Origin of the sequence: Mycobacterium sp. shizuoka-1 (genome assembly GCF_002723835.1) — a bacterium.
Taxonomy (GTDB): domain Bacteria; phylum Actinomycetota; class Actinomycetes; order Mycobacteriales; family Mycobacteriaceae; genus Mycobacterium.
Genome location: NZ_BEWG01000070.1, coordinates 1 through 16357, shown reverse-complemented (window position 1 = coordinate 16357; position 16357 = coordinate 1). Strand labels below are relative to the sequence as shown.

Sequence of the window (16357 nt, the reverse complement as noted above, 5' to 3'; positions counted from 1 at the left end):
GGCGGCCCACCGAGACCACGCTCGTGGGCCGAACCTGGGAACTGGCCAGCATCGCCGGGATGCTCGACGAGGCGATCGGCGGTGCGGGGTGCGTTGTCGGCCTGGTGGGCCCGCCAGGCATCGGCAAAAGCCGCATCGTCAGGGAGGCCACCACCCGCGCAACCGAGCGCGAGGTCGACGTGTTCACCGCGTTCTGCGAATCGCACACCAGCGACCTGCCGTTTCACGCCGCCTCAGCCCTGCTGACTGCGGCGATGGACATCGCCGGACTGGACAAGGCGGCGGCCAGGGCCGGAGTCCGCAGCCGCGTTCCCGACGTCGACGCCGATGACCTGCTGCTGCTGGACGACCTGCTGGGGATCGCCGACCCCGCTGCCGCCACCCCGTCGATCGAGCCCGATGCGCGCCGGCGCCGGCTGACCGGCCTTCTCGACGCCGCGCTGACGGCCCGAAACCGCCCCACGGTCTTCGTGATCGAGGACGTGCACTGGATCGACGAACCGAGCGAGGCCTTGCTCACCCGGCTCGTGGAGGTGGCTCCGGAAACACCGACGGTCATCCTGCTGACGTACCGGCCCGAGTACCGCGGGACTTTGGCCAATGTGCAAGGCGCTCAGACGATCACGCTGCGCCCACTGAATGCGTCCCAGACCACGGCGCTGACCAGCGAGCTCTTGGGCCGGCACTCCTCGGTGCACGACCTCGTCGAACACATCGCCGACCGCGCGGCGGGCAACCCGTTCTTCGCCGAGGAGATCGTGCGCGACCTCGCCGAACGTGGGGTGCTGGAAGGGGTTCGGGCCAAGTACACCTGCTGCGCCGACCTCGCCGACATTCGGGTGCCCGCCACCTTGCAGGCCGCGATCGCCGCCCGCATCGACCGCCTCGGCCCGGCGGCCAAGCGGACCCTGTCGGCGGCCTCGGTGATCGGCACCCGGTTCAATCCCGATCTCCTCGACGGCCTCGGCGTGACACCGGTTTTCGACGAACTCGTCGCCGCCGAACTGGTGAGCCACGTCCAGGTGAGCCCGCACGACGAGTACGCGTTCAAGCATCCCTTGATCCGCACGGTGGCCTACGAGGCACAGCTCAAGTCCGACCGTGTCGAGCTGCACCGACGCCTTGCCGCGGTCATCGCGGCACAGGGCTGCGGCGACGAGAAGGCGGCCCAGATCGCGGAGCATGTCGAGGCGTCCGGCGACCTGCGCACCGCATTCGACTGGCATATGCGGGCCGGGCAATGGCTGACCAATCGAGACATCGCCGCAGCGCGAAGCAGCTGGCAGCGGGCACGACAGGTTGCCGACCGGCTGCCTGCTGACGAGCCCAACCGGCAATCCCTGCGGATCGAGCCGCGAACACTGTTGTGCGCCAGCGCCTACCGTGGTCGGGGCCGGATCGACGAGTCCGGATTCGACGAGCTTCGCGAGCTCTGCGAGCAGGCCGGTGACCGCAGGTCGCTGGCGATTGCCATGTCCGGAATGCTGGTGACGATGACACTGCTCAATCAGCACCGGACAGCCTCGAGACTGGCCGCCGAACAGGTGCAGATTGTCGAGTCGCTGGACGACCCCACGTCGACGGTCAATCTGCTGCTGGGGGCCATCACCGCCAAAATTCATGTCGGCGAGGTCGACGAGGCGATGAGGCTGGCGCAGCACGCCATCGACACGGCCGACGGTGACGTCACGATCGCGGAGGTTGTCACCGGATCCGTCCCGCTGGCTCAGGCGACCGTGCTGCGCGGGCTGGCCCGGTGCTGTTTGGGCCGGCGCGGGTGGCGTGCGGACCTCGATGCGGCCAACGAGCTGGCCCGCCACGGCGACTCCGCCACCCAGGTCATCGTGCTGTGCTATCCGCTCGGCATGTTGCTGCTCAACGGGGCGCTACGCGCCGACGACGCGTTGACCGCCGCCGCCCACCGCGCGTGGCGCACCGCCGAGCAGTTGAGCGACGACTTCTCCCTCAGCATGGCCGGGTTCGCCTACAGCGCAGCCTCGCTGGCACAAACCGGTCACGCAGACATCGCCGGGGCAGGTCTGCTCGAGAACGTCATCGAGGCAACCGAACGCCAGGGGAACCTGTTCGGCCTTCTGACAGCACAGATCGCGCTGGCCAGGTACCAGACCGAGGTGGGTGCCCTCGACGCCGCCATCACCTTGTCCAGGACGTTGGTCGAGGACACCTTCGGCGCCGGCGAGATGGTGCTGCGGGGTCCTGCCGTCGCGGCGGTGGTCGAGGCGCTTCTGCAGCGCGGGACCGACGACGATGTATGCGAGGCGCGGTCCCTCGTCGACCGGCTCACCGCAGCGCCGACCGAGCCGGGTTTTGTCCTGTTCGATCTACCGCTGCTTCGGTTACGGGCACTGCTTGCGCGATCCGACGGTGACGATGCCGGCTACCGCGCATTCCGCGATCAGTATCGTTCGGCGGCCAAAAAGCTGGATTTCCAAGGGCATCTGGCGCTCGCCGACGCCATGGCCTGAGGGCAGCTAGGACACTGGCGGCCGGCGATGCGCCCACGGCCGCGCGGTCTCGATCTGGTGACTCAGCGACAGCAGCGTCGCCTCGTCGGACGGGCGGCCCACCAGCTGCACCGACACCGGCACCCCGTCATTGTCCAGTCCCCACGGCACCACCGCGGCGGGCTGGCCGGTGGCGTTGAAGATGCCCAGGAACGGCACCCGCGAGGCCACCATGGCCAGCGTCGCCACCCCGCCCCGGTGCTGGTACTGCCCGATCCGTGACGGCCCCAGCGCCGTGCCGGGAGTGATCAGCACGTCGACGTCGTCGAAGATCGACTGCACTCGTGCCGACAGGGCACTCTCGGCGGCGCGCACCCTGGCGATCTGGGTGTCGGAGATCAGCCGGCCGAGCCGGGCGATCCCCTTGGTCCTGGGCTCGAGCCGCTCGCGGTGCGGCAGGGCGCAGACGTCCTCGTAGGCGCCACGCCACATGCGCGGCAGCAGGTGACCGTAGACCGCCCACGCCGGATAATCCGGATCGCGCCAGATCACCTCGTGCCCGAGATCGCGCAGCAGCGCCTCCGCGCCGTCGAGCGCCTTCTGCTGCGCAGACCCGACGCGGCCGACCACCGTCGGAGGGATCTTGGCGCTCAACGCGATTCGCAGCCTGCCGGGTGCACGGTTCGCGGCGGCGACGAACCCGCCCGGCGGACCGGGCTGCGTTGTCGTCGCATCCAGGAACAGCGCGGCATCCTCCACGGTGCGGGCCATCGGTCCGTTGGCCGAGAGGCCGCACCAGGCGTCGTCGTGCGGAGCCATCGGCACCCGGTCGCGCTGGGGTTTGATCCCGAAGAGCCCACACCAGGTCGACGGGATTCGAATGGACCCGGCGCCGTCGGACCCCAATGCCATCGGGGCCAGGCCGGCCGCGACCGCGGCCCCGCTGCCACCGCTGCTGCCGCCGGGTGTGCGGGCCAGATCCCACGGGTTGTGGGTGGCACCGAAGGCGACCGTCTCGGTAAACGGCCACAGCATCATCTCGGGCACCGCGGTCTTGCCCAGGATCACCGCACCGGCCTCGCGCAGCCGGCGCACCACCTCGGCGTCGGCCGTCGGCGGCAGTCCGTATGCGCTGCTGCCGTAGCAGGTGAACTCGTCGGCGACGTCGACGTCGTCCTTGATCGCGATCGGGACGCCCAGCAGCGGTTTGCGTTCGCCCGCATCGAGCAATTCCTGGGCGGCTGCGGCTTCACGCCGCGCGCAGTCGGTGAACACCACCCGATAGGCGCGCAACTCCCGGTCCACGCGCGCGATCCGCTCCAGATACAGCTCCAGCAGCGCCGGAGCGGTGATCGTGCCGTTGACGAGCATGCGCGCCTGCTCGGCGGCGCCGGCGAAGGCAATGTCGGTGGAGTCCATCTGCGGCAGCGTAGCGCCGACCGCTACGGTGGCGAGATGGCATGCGTGTTCTGCGAGATCGTCGCCGGTACGGCGCCGGCCATCCGCGTCTACGAGGACGACGACTTCCTGGGCATCCTGGACATCCGCCCGTTCACCCGCGGCCACACTCTGGTCCTGCCCAAGCGGCACAGCGTCGATCTCACCGACACCCCGGCCGACACGCTGGCCGGGATGATCGCCATCGGGCAGCGCATCGCGCAGGCGACCCGCGCCTCCGAACTCGGCGCGACCGGAAACAACATCGCCGTCAACGACGGCAAGTCGGCGATGCAGACCGTGTTCCACATTCACCTGCACGTGATCCCGCGGCGCGACGGCGACAAACTCTCGTTCGCCAAGGGCATGCTGCTGCGCCGCGACCCTGACCGCGAAAGCACCGGGCGGATCGTGCGCGACGCCCTGGCCGCCCTCGACACGACCGGATGAGAGTGGGCATGACCTCGTTGGGCAATAAGGGACTGTTGGCGTTCGTCAAGGTGCACGACTGGATCTACCGACGCACCAACGGGTGGATCGGGCATCGGATGCCGGGCGTCCCGCCGTCGTTGATGCTGCACACCGTCGGCGCCAAGACCGGTCAGCCGCGGTCCATCCTGCTCGCCTACTACCGCGACGGCGCTGACTATCTGGTGGTCGCCTCCAATGGCGGGGCGGACCGAAACCCGGCCTGGTACCACAATCTGCGGGCGAATCCGCACACCCAGATCAACCTGGGCAGACGGCGACTGGACGTCACCGCGCACATCGTGACACCCGGCGATCCGGATTACGCGCGATTGTGGCAGCTCTGCGACTCGAAGAACGGTGGTCGGTACGCCGCGTATCAGAAGGGCACCAGCAGGCCGATCCCGGTCGTGCGGCTGACGCCCTGAGGCGAAAGCGCTTGGCCTAGAACAACTCTTTGGCCAGCAGTTCCAGCGTCTCCTCGCGGGCCGGCGCAGTCGCCGGGTCGGTGCCGCGATATGCCGAGGCGACCGGGTTGACCATCACCTCGTCGACGTCGAACTCCACCGCCACTGCCCGCACCTGCTCGGCCGCCTCAGACGGCGAACCCACGACGGCTTTCGCACGCCCGGCCGCGATCACCGCCTCGGCCTGCGGATGCATGGTCAGCGCCGCGGCCTCCTCGACAAGGTCCAGCGGGCCGAGCGGCTGGCCGGTCCGCAGCCGCGCCATCATCTGCAGGTTCGGCAGCAGCAGCGCCTGCGCCTGCGCCCGCGTCGGGGCGACCACCGCGTTGACGGTCATGAACGTCACCGGCTCGGAGGCCACGGCGCTGGGCCGGAACTCCGACCGGTAGGTGGCCAGCGCCTCGACGGTGCCCTGCCCGGCGAAGTGGTGCGCGAACACGTACGGCAGGCCCTTGGCGGCGGCCAGGTGCGCCGAGTACATCGACGACCCCAGCAGCCACAGTCGGGGCTCCTGCACCGCCGCCGGGGTGGCCTTGAGGATGTAGTCCTGGTTACGGATCGGGATGCGCACCCCGTGCGCGCTCATCAGCGCCGCGACGTCGTCGAGGTATTGCGGGAAGTTCTCGACATCGGAATCATCACGGGTGCCGCGCAGCATGTACGACGTCACCGGGTCGGAGCCGGGCGCTCGGCCGATGCCGAGATCGATACGACCCGGCGCGGCGGCCTCCAGCAGCGCGAACTGCTCGGCCACGGCCAGCGGCGCGTGGTTGGGCAGCATCACCCCACCCGAACCCAGCCGTAGCTGGGTGGTCTGGGCAGCCAGATAGGCGATCAGCACCGGCGGGCTGGTGGCCGCCACCGCGGGCATGTTGTGGTGTTCGGCCAGCCAGTATCGGGTGAACCCCAGCCGGTCGGCGGTCTGGGCCAGCGCGACGGTGGCCGCCAGCGCGTCGGCGGTGGTCTGGTCGGTGCGTACCGGGACGAGGTCGAGGACAGAGAGCCGCATGGTCATCTCAACGATACGACCGCCGCTCTTGCTTCCCAGCCCCCGTCTTCACACCCGCCCGCTTGGCGGCATCGGTGAACACGTCGTCGAGCATGGCCGGGGTGAGCCGTCCGGTGAACATGTTCTGCTGGCTGGGGTGATAGCAGCCCAGCAACTGCCGGCCCGACACCAATTCGACGACCACCCCGTGGCCGAATTTCGGCTTGGCCAGACCGGGCAGTTCGTCGGCGAGTAATCGCAGGGCGGCCTGCCAGCCGAACCCGCCCAGGGTGACGATCACCTTCACGTACGGGGCGATCAGGCGCCACTCGGCGGCCAGCCACGGCTCACACGTCGAACGCTCCTGCGGTGTCGGCGCGTTGGCCGGCGGGGCGCACCGCACCGCCGCGGCGACCCGAATGTGGTTGGTGGCCAAGCCATCCGCGGCGTCGACACTGCTCGATTGGTTGACCAGACCGGCGCGATGCAGTGCGGCGAACAGCTGGTCGCCGGAGCGGTCACCGGTGAACACCCGGCCCGTCCGGTTGCCGCCGTGCGCGGCCGGAGCCAAACCCAGCACCAGGATCTTCGGTCGCGGAGAGCCCCAGCCGGTGATCGGCCTGCCCCAATACGGCTCGCCGGCGAAGGCCCGCCGTTTGGTGACCGCCACCTCTTCGCGCCAGTCGACCAGCCGCGGGCATGCCCGGCACACGCTGACCATCGCATCGAGTCCGGCCAGATCGGTCGTTGTCGCCGACAGCTCGGCCACCTGCCCGGCGTCGCCGGCCACCGGGGTTTCCGGTACCGCCGGGTCACCGGGCCATCCCGTCCCGGGCGGCACCGGGGATTCGAACGGCACACCGGTGCGCGGATGCGGAATGCTCACCGTTCCACTCTCGCACTGTGCCGCCACCGCGCCGAGGAAAACTAAGCTCTGCCGGTGAGCACCACGCGCCTGCCGGCGCTGCTGATCCTGTCCTCGGCGTTCCTCGCCGCGGGCGCCAACGGCATATCCATGGTGGCGTTCCCGTGGTTGGTACTGCAGCGCACCGGAAGCGCGACCGACGCCTCGATCGTCGCCGGTGCGGCGACGCTGCCGTTGTTGCTGGCGACGCTGGTGGCCGGCACCGCGGTGGACTTCGTCGGCCGCCGCCGGGTCGCGATGCTCTCCGATGCGCTGTCGGCGGCGTCGGTGGCGGCGATCCCGGTGCTGGCGATCGCGTTCGGCACCGACGTCCTCACCACGACCGTGCTCGCGGGGCTGGCCGCACTCGGCGCGTTCTTCGATCCGGCCGGGGTGACGGCCCGCGAGTCGATGCTGCCCGAGGCCGGCCGACGGGCCGGCTGGTCGCTGGACCACACCAACAGCGTCTACGAGGCGGTGTTCAACCTCGCCTACATCACCGGGCCCGGCGTGGGTGGCCTGCTCATCGCCACGGTCGGCGGGGTCAACACGATGTGGGTCACCGCGGGGGTTTTTGCCCTGTCGATCGTGGCGGCTGCGCTGCTCCGGCTCGAAGGCGCAGGCAAGCCGGACCGCGACAAGCGTCCCGACGGCGTCGTGTCCGGCATCGCCGAGGGGCTGCGGTTCGTCTGGCGCGAGCGGGTCCTGCGCACGCTGGCATTGGTCTCCCTGGCCGTCACCGGCCTGTACCTGCCGATGGAAAGCGTGCTCTTCCCGAAGTACTTCACCGACCGCAACGAACCGGCCCAGCTGGGCTGGGTGCTGATGGCGTTGTCGATCGGCGGGCTGATCGGCGCGCTGAGCTGGACGGTGCTCTCGCGGGTGTCGAGCAGGCGCACCACGATGCTGATCGCGGTGCTCACCCTCGGGTTGGCCAGCACCGCGATCGCGTTTCTGCCGCCGCTGCCGGTGATCCTGCTACTGGCCGCGCTCATCGGGCTGGTGTACGGCCCGATCGGGCCGATCTACAACTCCGTCATGCAGACCCGCACGCCCGAGCACCTGCGCGGCCGGGTGGTCGGGGTGATGACCTCGATGGCCTACGCCGCGGGCCCGGTCGGGTTCATGCTGGCCGGCCCCCTGGTCGACGCGTTCGGCCTCAAGGTGACGTTCCTGGTGCTGGCGGTGCCGATCCTGCTCATCGCCATCGCCTGCCCGTGGGTGCCCGCGCTTCGCGAACTCGACGCCGACACCGGCGGTTGCCTGCCTACGCTGCGACCATGACGCTGGTAGACATCGACGCCGAACCGCGCTTCGCCCACCTGCTCGACATGCGGGTGGCTTTCGACCCGGCGCAGGTGTTCGCCACTCCGACCGGCACGCGCATGACGTTCGTGATCCGGGAGGGGCGCTGCGAGGGCGCCCGGATCGCCGGGGATCTGTTGGCCGGCGGCGGCGACTGGGTGGTGATCGGCACCGACGGGGTCGCGCGCCTGGACGTGCGGGCGACGCTGCGCACCGACGACGGGGCGTACGTCCACGTCACGGTGACCGGCCGGGTGCAGATGAGCCCCGAGGCCACCGCGCGGTACACCACCGGCGAGCTGATCCGGCACGACGAGATCTATGCCCGGTCCAGCCCGCTGTTCGACACCGACGACGAGCGCTATCGCTGGATCAACGCGGTGCACACCGTCGCGATCAACCAGATGTCGATGTCGGAGGTGCACTACCGGGTGTTCGAGGTGGTGTGAGGCCGACCCGACTCGCGCCTACGATGGCGCCATGGCCGTGAGCGCTCTGGCCGGCCTGGCCGCCGAGCTTCCCGACGGGGTCGTCGTCACCGACCCCGACATCGTGGCGTCCTATCGCCACGACCGCGCCGCCGATCCCGCGGCGGGCACGCCGCTGGCGGTGGTGCGGCCCACCCGCACCGAAGAGGTGCAGACCGTGCTGCGGTGGGCGGCGGCCCACCGGATCGCCGTCGTGCCGCGCGGGGCGGGCACCGGCCTGTCCGGCGGCGCGACCGCCGTCGACGGCGGGATCGTGCTCTCGACGGAGAAGATGCGCGACATCACCGTCGATCCGGTGACCCGCACGGCCGTCGTGCAGCCGGGGCTGCTCAACGCCGAGGTGAAGAAGGCCGTCGCGGAGTACGGGCTGTGGTACCCACCGGATCCGTCGTCCTACGAGATCTGCAGCATCGGCGGCAACATCGCCACCAATGCCGGCGGGTTGTGCTGCGTGAAGTACGGCGTGACAACCGATTACGTGCTCGGACTGCAGGTGGTGCTGGCCGACGGGACCGCGGTGCGGCTCGGCGGGCCGCGCCTCAAAGACGTGGCCGGGCTGTCGCTGACCAAATTGTTCGTCGGCAGCGAGGGCACCCTGGGGGTGATCACCGAGGTCACCTTGCGGCTGCTGCCCCCGCAGCCGACGGCGTGCACGGTCGTCGCGACGTTCGATTCGGTGGAGGCCGCGGCCGGAGCCGTCGTCACCATCACCGGCATGATCCGGCCCTCGATGCTGGAGTTCATGGACGCGGTGGCGATCAACGCCGTCGAGGACAAGCTGCGAATGGGATTGGACCGTTCAGCGGCGGCGATGATGGTGGCCGCCTCCGACGACCGCGGGCCGACCGGGGCGCAGGACGCCGAGTACATGGCCAAGGTGTTCACCGAAGCCGGTGCGACCGAATGCTTTTCGACCGCCGACCCGGATGAGGGCGAGGCCTTCGTGGCGGCCCGGCGATTCGCCATCCCGGCGGTGGAGGCCAAGGGTTCGCTGCTGCTGGAAGATGTCGGCGTCCCGCTGCCCGCGCTGGCCGAACTGGTCGGCGGGGTGGCCAAGATCGCCGCCGACCGCGACCTGACCATCTCGGTGATCGCGCATGCCGGCGACGGCAACACCCATCCGCTGATCGTCTTCGACCCCGCCGACGCGGCGATGGCGCAGCGCGCCGAGAAGGCGTTCGGCGAGATCATGGACCTGGCGGTGTCGCTGGGCGGCACGATCACCGGCGAGCACGGAGTCGGCCGGCTCAAGAAGCCCTGGCTGGCCGGGCAATTGGGACCCGAGGCCATGGAGCTCAACCGCCGGATCAAGACCGCGCTGGACCCCGACGGGATCCTCAATCCGGGTGCGGTGATCTAGAACCGCTGTCGGTTCCACTGTCGCATGGCGGATGCCGTCCGCCGATACGGCTGAGAGATACATTGCCTCCGGCCGCTCGACGGATCGCACAGGCAGGTGCTACCGTCCACAGCTGTCGATGCGCGACAGCGCTTCCCCGGACGAGATGTGCGCCGTACCCGGCTCGTTAAGACGACGCACCTTGGAGGGTTGATGACTGTCAGCGATTCACGCCATGTCCCTGCAGCGCGTCCGTTGGACGTGCGCTGGATCCACGGTTCGGTCTCCTCGAAGCACAACGCTGATCCCGACATACAGATCTACTGGTATGACGACGACACCGCGATCCTGCGCCAGAACATGGCCATCGACTACGAAGCGCCGTTCATGTTCCTGCTCTTCGGATGCGACCGCGCAGTGCTCCTGGACACCGGCGCGACAGCATCGTCGGAGTTCTTTCCGCTGCGGGCGGTGGTGGACGAACTGATCGAATGTTGGATCGGCCGTCGCGGCGGCGCAGGGCGACAAGATTACGAGCTGCTGGTACTGCACACTCACTCACACGATGATCACGTCGCCGGCGATCAACAGTTCGCCGGCCGGCCCGCCACGGTTCTCGTGCCGGCCGACAAGAGCACGGCATGGAGCTACTTCGGTTTCGCAGGTGAACCTGACGCAGTCAAGACGGTGGATCTCGGGGATCGCACCCTCGACGTTCTCGCCACGCCGGGCCATCAGGACTCAGCGGTCACTTTCTACGACCGTGCGACCGGCATCCTGTTCACCGGCGACACAATCTATCGCGGACGCCTTTATATCGTTGACTGGCAGGCGTTTACGCACAGTGTCGACCGGTTGGTCGCATTCTGTGATTCCCACCCCGTAACCCATGTGATCGGGTGCCATATCGAGATGACCAGCACCGCGGGCGTGGACTATCCCGTCTTGACGTCCTTCCAGCCCGATGAACCGCCGCTGGAAATGACCGTCGATCATCTGCGCAAGGTCCAGACCGCGTTGCGCGACGCCGGCCCACAGCCCGTTCGGTACGTCTGCGATGAGTTCATCCTCTGGCCAGAGGACGAGTAGTCCCGGCGACGGCGGCGCACCGGCGACGGGGTAAGACCAATGCACCCAAGCCATTCTGAAGATCTTGTTTTCCACCACCGCGCGGATCGATGGGTTAGCCTACCCTTAGCAACTGATCCAACTCGACAGGGCGGGGATGACATGAAGAAGGCGATCGCGGTGGCTGCGTTGACGTTCGGAGGGTTGATGGGCACAGCGGCTACGGCCAATGCCACTGATTACCTGGAGACCGACGCCAACGGGGTCCCGTGGCATTGGGCCACCGAGGCCGAATGCCAGTCGGACGCCCCACTCGTCTGGAACGATCCGGGCTTCGACCGGGCCTACCCGTACTGGTACTGCGGTCCGGGCGACGGCGGGTGGTACCTGTTCAGCACCGACAACAGGTAGGTCAGTCGGGGGCGTGCCGGTTGGACGAGCCACCGGGATCGCACCGTCCGACCCTTGACACACTTGGTTGCTTGTCGTATCCATAAGACATGACAGCTGTTGTGTCTCACGAAGCGGAGGCTCGCTTCGAACTCGCCACCGCCGAGACCTGGGGCAACCGCTGGCCGATGTACCGGGCCCTGCGTGACCACGATCCGGTGCACCACGTCGTGCCGGACAACCCCGAGCACGACTACTGGGTGCTGTCCCGGCACGCCGACATCTTCACCGCGGCCCGCGACCACGAGACGTTCTCCTCCGCCCAGGGGTTGACCGTCACCTACAACGAGCTGGAACTGATTGGGTTGCAAGACAACCCACCGATGGTGATGCAGGACCCGCCGGTGCACACCGAGTTCCGCAAGCTGGTCTCCCGCGGGTTCACCCCCCGGCAGGTCGAAGCGGTCGAGCCCAAGGTCCGGGAGTTCGTCGTCGAGCGCATCGAACGACTGCGGGCCGCCGGCGGTGGCGACATCGTCACCGAACTGTTCAAGCCGCTGCCGTCGATGGTCGTCGCGCACTACCTCGGCGTGCCCGACCAAGACCGCGACCAGTTCGACGGCTGGACCGAGGCCATCGTCGCGGCCAACGCCGCCGGATTCGGCGCCTTGGGATCGGTCGGCGACGCCATCGCCTCGATGATGGGCTACTTCACCGAACTGATCGAGCGACGCCGGCGCGAACCCGCCGACGACACGGTGTCGCACCTCGTGGCCGCCGGGGTCGGCGCTGACGGCGATGTCGCCGGCACACTGTCGGTGCTGGCCTTCACCTTCACGATGGTCACCGGCGGCAACGACACCACCACCGGCCTGCTCGGCGGGTCGATGCCACTGCTGGCCCAGCGGCCCGATCAACGCCGACTGCTCGTCGAGCAACCGGACCTGATCGCCGACGCCGTCGACGAACTGCTGCGGCTCACCTCACCGGTGCAGGGCCTGGCCCGCACCACCACGCGCGACGTCGAACTGCACGGCCGCACCATCCCGGCCGGACGCAAAGTCCTGCTGCTGTACGGCTCGGCCAACCGCGACGAGCGCCAGTACGGTCCCGACGCCGGTGACCTCGACGTCACCCGGCGCCCGCGCAACATCCTCACCTTCAGTCACGGCGCCCACCACTGCCTCGGCGCAGCCGCGGCGCGCATGCAGGCCCGGGTCACCCTGACCGAATTGCTTTCGCGCTGCCCCGATTTCGAAGTCGACGAATCGGGAATCGTCTGGGCCGGCGGCGGATACGTGCGCCGGCCGCTGTCGGTACCGTTCCGGACGGGCACCTAGATGGCGGGCAGGGACTGGCTGGGCACCCGGCGCGCCGAGGTCGCCGCCGACCGCATCCTCGACGCGGCCGGTGAGCTGTTCGCCGACCACGACGTCTCGTCGGTCGGCATGAACGACATCGCCCGCGCCGCCGGGTGTTCGCGCGCGACGCTGTACCGCTATTTCGAGAACCGTGAGGTCCTGCACACCGCATACGTGCACCGCGAGGCCTACCGACTGCACGAGCAGCTGACCGAACTCATCGACGAGATCCCCGACCCCCGCGAGCGGCTGCTGACCGGGCTCACCACCTCGATGACACTGGTGCGCGAAAGCCCGGCGCTGTCATCGTGGTTCGCCACCGCCGACTCCCCCATCGGCGCCGAGATGGCCGAGCAGTCCGAGGTCATCCAGGCGCTCACGTCGAGCTTCCTGCTGTCACTGCGGCCCGACGACCCCGACGTGGTGCACCGCCGCGCCCGCTGGCTGGTCCGGGTGCTCACCTCGCTGCTGATCTTCCCGGGCCGCGACGCCGCCGACGAGCGCGCCATGCTCGAGGAGTTCGTCGTTCCGATGGTGTGCCCCAACGACACTGATTCCGCGTTGAAACCGCACTGAGAGCCAATATTTCGCACATTCTTCGCTCTCAGCGCGGTCTCAACGAGAAGAACTAGGTGCGCACCCGGGTGAACCGGTGCAGCAGCCAGGCCACCGGGATCGTCATCACCAGCGTGACGACGAACAGCGCAGGCATCGACCCGGTGTAGACCGGCCACCGCAGCACCTCGACCATGGCGATCTCCATCACCACGAGATGGACCAGGAAGATCTCGTAGGAGATCTCCCCGAGCCACACCATCGGCCGACTGCCCAGCGCCCGCGCGTACCACCCGCGGTTGCCCAGCGCCAGTGGCGCCACCACCAGCGTCGCGATCGCCGCATAGAAGCAGGTTTTCACCAGCGCCTCGGTCACCCCCCTCGGTGAGGTGGTGGGTTCGCCGGCGATCGGGGTGGACACGATCAGGAAGCTGACGATCGCCAGCGTCAACGCGATGAACCCGTACACCCGAACTCCCATGGCGCCCAACACCGTCAACAGCATGCCGCCGATGAACCAGGCGAGATAGCCGGGCAGCCACAGCCGGGCACCCTCCGGCAGGAAATCGGTCGTGTGCACGAGCACCATCCACGCCGGGCTGATGAGCGCCAGCGCCGCCAGAGCAGTCAATAACACGCGGGGCCGCCACCGCCGCCGGCACGCCACGACGAGCAAGAGCCACGCCAGGACGGGCAGCGCGACGTAGAACGCCACCTCGACGGCCAGGCTCCACATCTGCGTGAGTCCCTGGTGCAGATAACCGTTGAACGCATAGTTGTCGGTGTAGATCTGCGTCAGGGTCAGGTTGCGCAGCAGGCCGATCCAGGTGTGGCCGGGGTTGGGCCCGGCCTCGCGGAAGTGATAGATCAGGTAGGCGGCCAGCACGGTGACGACGTAGGCCGGCATGATGCGCCGCACCCGGTGCCAGGCATAGCGGCGCACCGACGGGGCACTGTCCCCGCTGACCGCGGCCCGCACCCACGGGCCGAACAACAGATAGCCCGACAGCACGAAGAAGATCGGCACACCGATCTCCATCCGCGAATACACCAGGCCCACAAAGCCGTGCGTGTACTTACCGGTGGTGTACGCGGCGTGCGTGGCAAGCACCAGGAGCGCGGCGACCGCACGCACACCGGTCAGCGAGGCGACCCGATCGACAGCCGAGACCGCTTCCAGTCCGCCCTGGTCGACCTGGCTGGACGCGGTCATCGGCTCGTGCGCCGGGGCTTCCCGCCGGAGGGACGCGAATCGTATCGTGGATTGCCGCGATCCGGCTTGAGGTCGATCAGCACCCCGGAAATCCGGGTCTTCTCAAGGGCTTTCAGCGTCTCTTTCGACAGCTTCGCGGGCAGTTCGACCAGCGAGAAGTTCTCCTTGATCGTGATATGTCCGAAATCGCTGCGGTGCAACCCACCTTCGTTGGCCAGCGCGCCGACAATCGACCCCGGCCCGACCTTGTGCTTCTTACCCACCGCGATGCGGTAGGTGGCCAGGTCGTCGCGGGTCTTGCGCGGCGAACGCTCACGCCCTTCGTGCTCCGGCCGCTCGGGACGTTCCCGGCGCTTCTCCGGCGGCGGCTCGGTCATCAGGAACTCTTCGCCGTTGCGGCTCTGCAACGCCAGCGCGGCCGCGATGTCGGCCATCGGCACGTCGTTGTCGCGCTCGTAGTCCTCGATCAGCCTGCGGAACATCTCGAACCCCGGAGCATTGAGCGCATCGGTGATCGAGTCGCGGAACTTCTCCACCCGCTGGGCGTTGACGTCCTCGACGCTGGGCAGCTGGCCCTCGACCAGTTTCTGGCGGGTGACCCGCTCGATCGAGTTCAGCAGGTGGCGTTCGCGCGGGGTGACGAACAGCAGCGCGGTGCCCGAACGCCCGGCACGGCCGGTGCGCCCGATGCGGTGCACGTAGGACTCCGGGTCGTGCGGGATGTCGAAGTTCACCACATGGGAGATGCGCTCGACGTCCAGGCCGCGGGCGGCCACGTCGGTGGCGACCAGGATGTCGATCGAGCCGTCCTTGAGCTGGCTGATGGTGCGCTCGCGGACGGCCTGCGGGATGTCACCGTTGATCGCGGCCGCGGCGAACCCGCGAGCCCGCAACTTCTCGGCAACCTCCTCGGTGGCCTGTTTGGTGCGAACGAACACGATCATCGCGTCGCCCTGCTCGACTTCGAGCAGCCGGGTCAGCGCGTCCATCTTGCGCGGATACGACACCAGGAAGTAGCGCTGGGTGATGTTCTCGGCGGTCTGGGTCTTCGACTTGACCGTGACCTCGACCGGGTCATGCAGGTATTTCGTGGTGATCTTCTTGATGCCCGGCGGCATGGTGGCCGAGAACAGCGCCACCTGCTTGTACTCGGGGGTGTCGGCCAGGATCCGCTCGACGTCCTCGGCGAACCCCATCTGCAGCATCTCGTCGGCCTCGTCGAGCACCAGGTAATCCAGGTGGGAGAGATCCAGGCTGCCCTTCTCCAGATGGTCGATGACGCGTCCCGGCGTGCCGACGACGATCTGCGCACCGCGTTTGAGGCCGGCCAGCTGCGGGACATAGGACGAGCCGCCGTAGATCGGCAGCACGTTGATCTTCAGGTGCGCGCCGTACCGACTGAACGCCTCGGCCACCTGCAGGGCCAACTCGCGAGTCGGGGCCAGGACCAGCGCCTGGGTGGTGCGACTTTCGGGGTCGATCTTGGACAGGATCGGGATCGCAAAGGCGGCCGTCTTGCCGGTACCCGTCTGGGCCAGGCCGACGACGTCGGAGCCGGCCAGCAACGCCGGAATGGTGGCGGCTTGGATCGCCGAGGGGGTTTCGTAGCCGACATCGGCCACGGCCTGCAGTACCGCGGGGTGGATCTGCAGGTCGGCGAAGGTCTCAGGGGCGTCGTCGGGCGATGTCATCGGATCTGCAGTCTACTGCCGGCGCGTGCCGTAACCCGCTTCCGTTCGAGAAGGCCGGTACCGTCAGCCGGTGTGGGGTACCGGTCGACGAGGCTGACGGTCGCTGTTGCGGGATCCGTGCTGGCCGCAGCACTTGCCGGCTGCAGCTCGGGTGACTCCACGGTGGCCAAGACTCCCGAGCCGTCGACGAGCCCGGTGACCACCACCGAGGCTCCCTC

Annotated in this window: 15 protein-coding genes and 1 riboswitch; of the genes, 10 read left to right on the top strand and 5 right to left on the bottom strand. The window is 68.6% G+C overall.

The window, feature by feature from the left end; all coding sequences use genetic code 11:
• Window positions 1–2486, top strand: a 2486-nt coding sequence (locus tag MSZK_RS20530; protein WP_233211419.1) for an AAA family ATPase, incomplete at its 5' end; no start/stop codon positions are given.
• Between the two features lie 6 nt (window positions 2487–2492).
• On the opposite strand, the gene MSZK_RS20525 is transcribed toward MSZK_RS20530, so the two are convergent.
• Window positions 2493–3884 carry an amidase gene (locus tag MSZK_RS20525; protein WP_099250471.1) on the bottom strand — a complete coding sequence of 464 codons (1392 nt, stop codon included), beginning with the start codon at window positions 3882–3884 and terminating at the stop codon, window positions 2493–2495.
• Between the two features lie 36 nt (window positions 3885–3920).
• Between MSZK_RS20525 and MSZK_RS20520 the strand changes: the two genes are divergently transcribed.
• On the top strand, window positions 3921–4352 hold the full coding sequence (locus tag MSZK_RS20520) for an HIT family protein (protein ID WP_099250470.1): 432 nt from the start codon (window positions 3921–3923) through the stop codon (window positions 4350–4352).
• Between the two features lie 8 nt (window positions 4353–4360).
• On the top strand, window positions 4361–4798 hold the full coding sequence (locus tag MSZK_RS20515; protein WP_099250511.1) for a nitroreductase family deazaflavin-dependent oxidoreductase: 438 nt from the start codon (window positions 4361–4363) through the stop codon (window positions 4796–4798).
• A gap of 16 nt (window positions 4799–4814) precedes the next feature.
• On the opposite strand, the gene MSZK_RS20510 is transcribed toward MSZK_RS20515, so the two are convergent.
• Both MSZK_RS20510 and MSZK_RS20505 read right to left on the bottom strand, forming a co-directional pair.
• Window positions 4815–5846 carry an LLM class flavin-dependent oxidoreductase gene (locus MSZK_RS20510; protein ID WP_099250510.1) on the bottom strand — a complete coding sequence of 344 codons (1032 nt, stop codon included), beginning with the start codon at window positions 5844–5846 and terminating at the stop codon, window positions 4815–4817.
• A 7-nt stretch (window positions 5847–5853) separates the two neighbouring features.
• On the bottom strand, window positions 5854–6711 hold the full coding sequence (locus MSZK_RS20505; RefSeq protein ID WP_099250469.1) for a uracil-DNA glycosylase: 858 nt from the start codon (window positions 6709–6711) through the stop codon (window positions 5854–5856).
• A 54-nt stretch (window positions 6712–6765) separates the two neighbouring features.
• Here MSZK_RS20505 and MSZK_RS20500 point away from each other — a divergent pair, with 54 nt between their 5' ends.
• The 7 genes from MSZK_RS20500 (at window position 6766) to MSZK_RS20470 (ending at window position 13256) form a co-directional block, all read left to right on the top strand.
• Window positions 6766–8013, top strand: coding sequence for an MFS transporter (locus tag MSZK_RS20500; RefSeq protein ID WP_199203416.1), 1248 nt, complete (start codon window positions 6766–6768; stop codon window positions 8011–8013).
• On the top strand, window positions 8010–8483 hold the full coding sequence (locus MSZK_RS20495; RefSeq protein WP_099250467.1) for a DUF3237 domain-containing protein: 474 nt from the start codon (window positions 8010–8012) through the stop codon (window positions 8481–8483). The genes MSZK_RS20500 and MSZK_RS20495 overlap by 4 nt, the downstream gene beginning before the upstream one ends.
• Window positions 8484–8514: 31 nt before the next feature.
• Complete coding sequence (locus MSZK_RS20490) at window positions 8515–9882, top strand: FAD-binding oxidoreductase (RefSeq protein WP_199203415.1); 1368 nt, start codon at window positions 8515–8517, stop codon at window positions 9880–9882.
• Between the two features lie 115 nt (window positions 9883–9997).
• A riboswitch (guanidine-III (ykkC-III) riboswitch) is annotated at window positions 9998–10063 on the top strand.
• A gap of 11 nt (window positions 10064–10074) precedes the next feature.
• Window positions 10075–10950: an MBL fold metallo-hydrolase gene (locus MSZK_RS20485; RefSeq protein ID WP_099250466.1), complete on the top strand. Its 876-nt coding sequence runs from the start codon at window positions 10075–10077 to the stop codon at window positions 10948–10950.
• A gap of 141 nt (window positions 10951–11091) precedes the next feature.
• Window positions 11092–11340, top strand: a complete 249-nt coding sequence (locus tag MSZK_RS20480; RefSeq protein ID WP_099250465.1) for a hypothetical protein — start codon at window positions 11092–11094, stop codon at window positions 11338–11340.
• An 89-nt stretch (window positions 11341–11429) separates the two neighbouring features.
• Window positions 11430–12659: a cytochrome P450 gene (locus MSZK_RS20475; protein WP_099250464.1), complete on the top strand. Its 1230-nt coding sequence runs from the start codon at window positions 11430–11432 to the stop codon at window positions 12657–12659.
• The gene (locus MSZK_RS20470) at window positions 12660–13256 is read left to right on the top strand and encodes a TetR/AcrR family transcriptional regulator (RefSeq protein WP_099250463.1); all 597 of its coding nucleotides are present in this window, start codon (window positions 12660–12662) and stop codon (window positions 13254–13256) included.
• 52 nt (window positions 13257–13308) lie between these two features.
• Here the strand turns inward: MSZK_RS20470 and MSZK_RS20465 are convergent, their stop codons facing one another.
• Window positions 13309–14448, bottom strand: coding sequence for an acyltransferase (locus MSZK_RS20465; RefSeq protein ID WP_099250462.1), 1140 nt, complete (start codon window positions 14446–14448; stop codon window positions 13309–13311).
• Window positions 14445–16139, bottom strand: a complete 1695-nt coding sequence (locus tag MSZK_RS20460; protein ID WP_099250461.1) for a DEAD/DEAH box helicase — start codon at window positions 16137–16139, stop codon at window positions 14445–14447. Before MSZK_RS20460 ends, MSZK_RS20465 begins: the two co-directional genes overlap by 4 nt.
• Window positions 16140–16357: the final 218 nt, after the last annotated feature.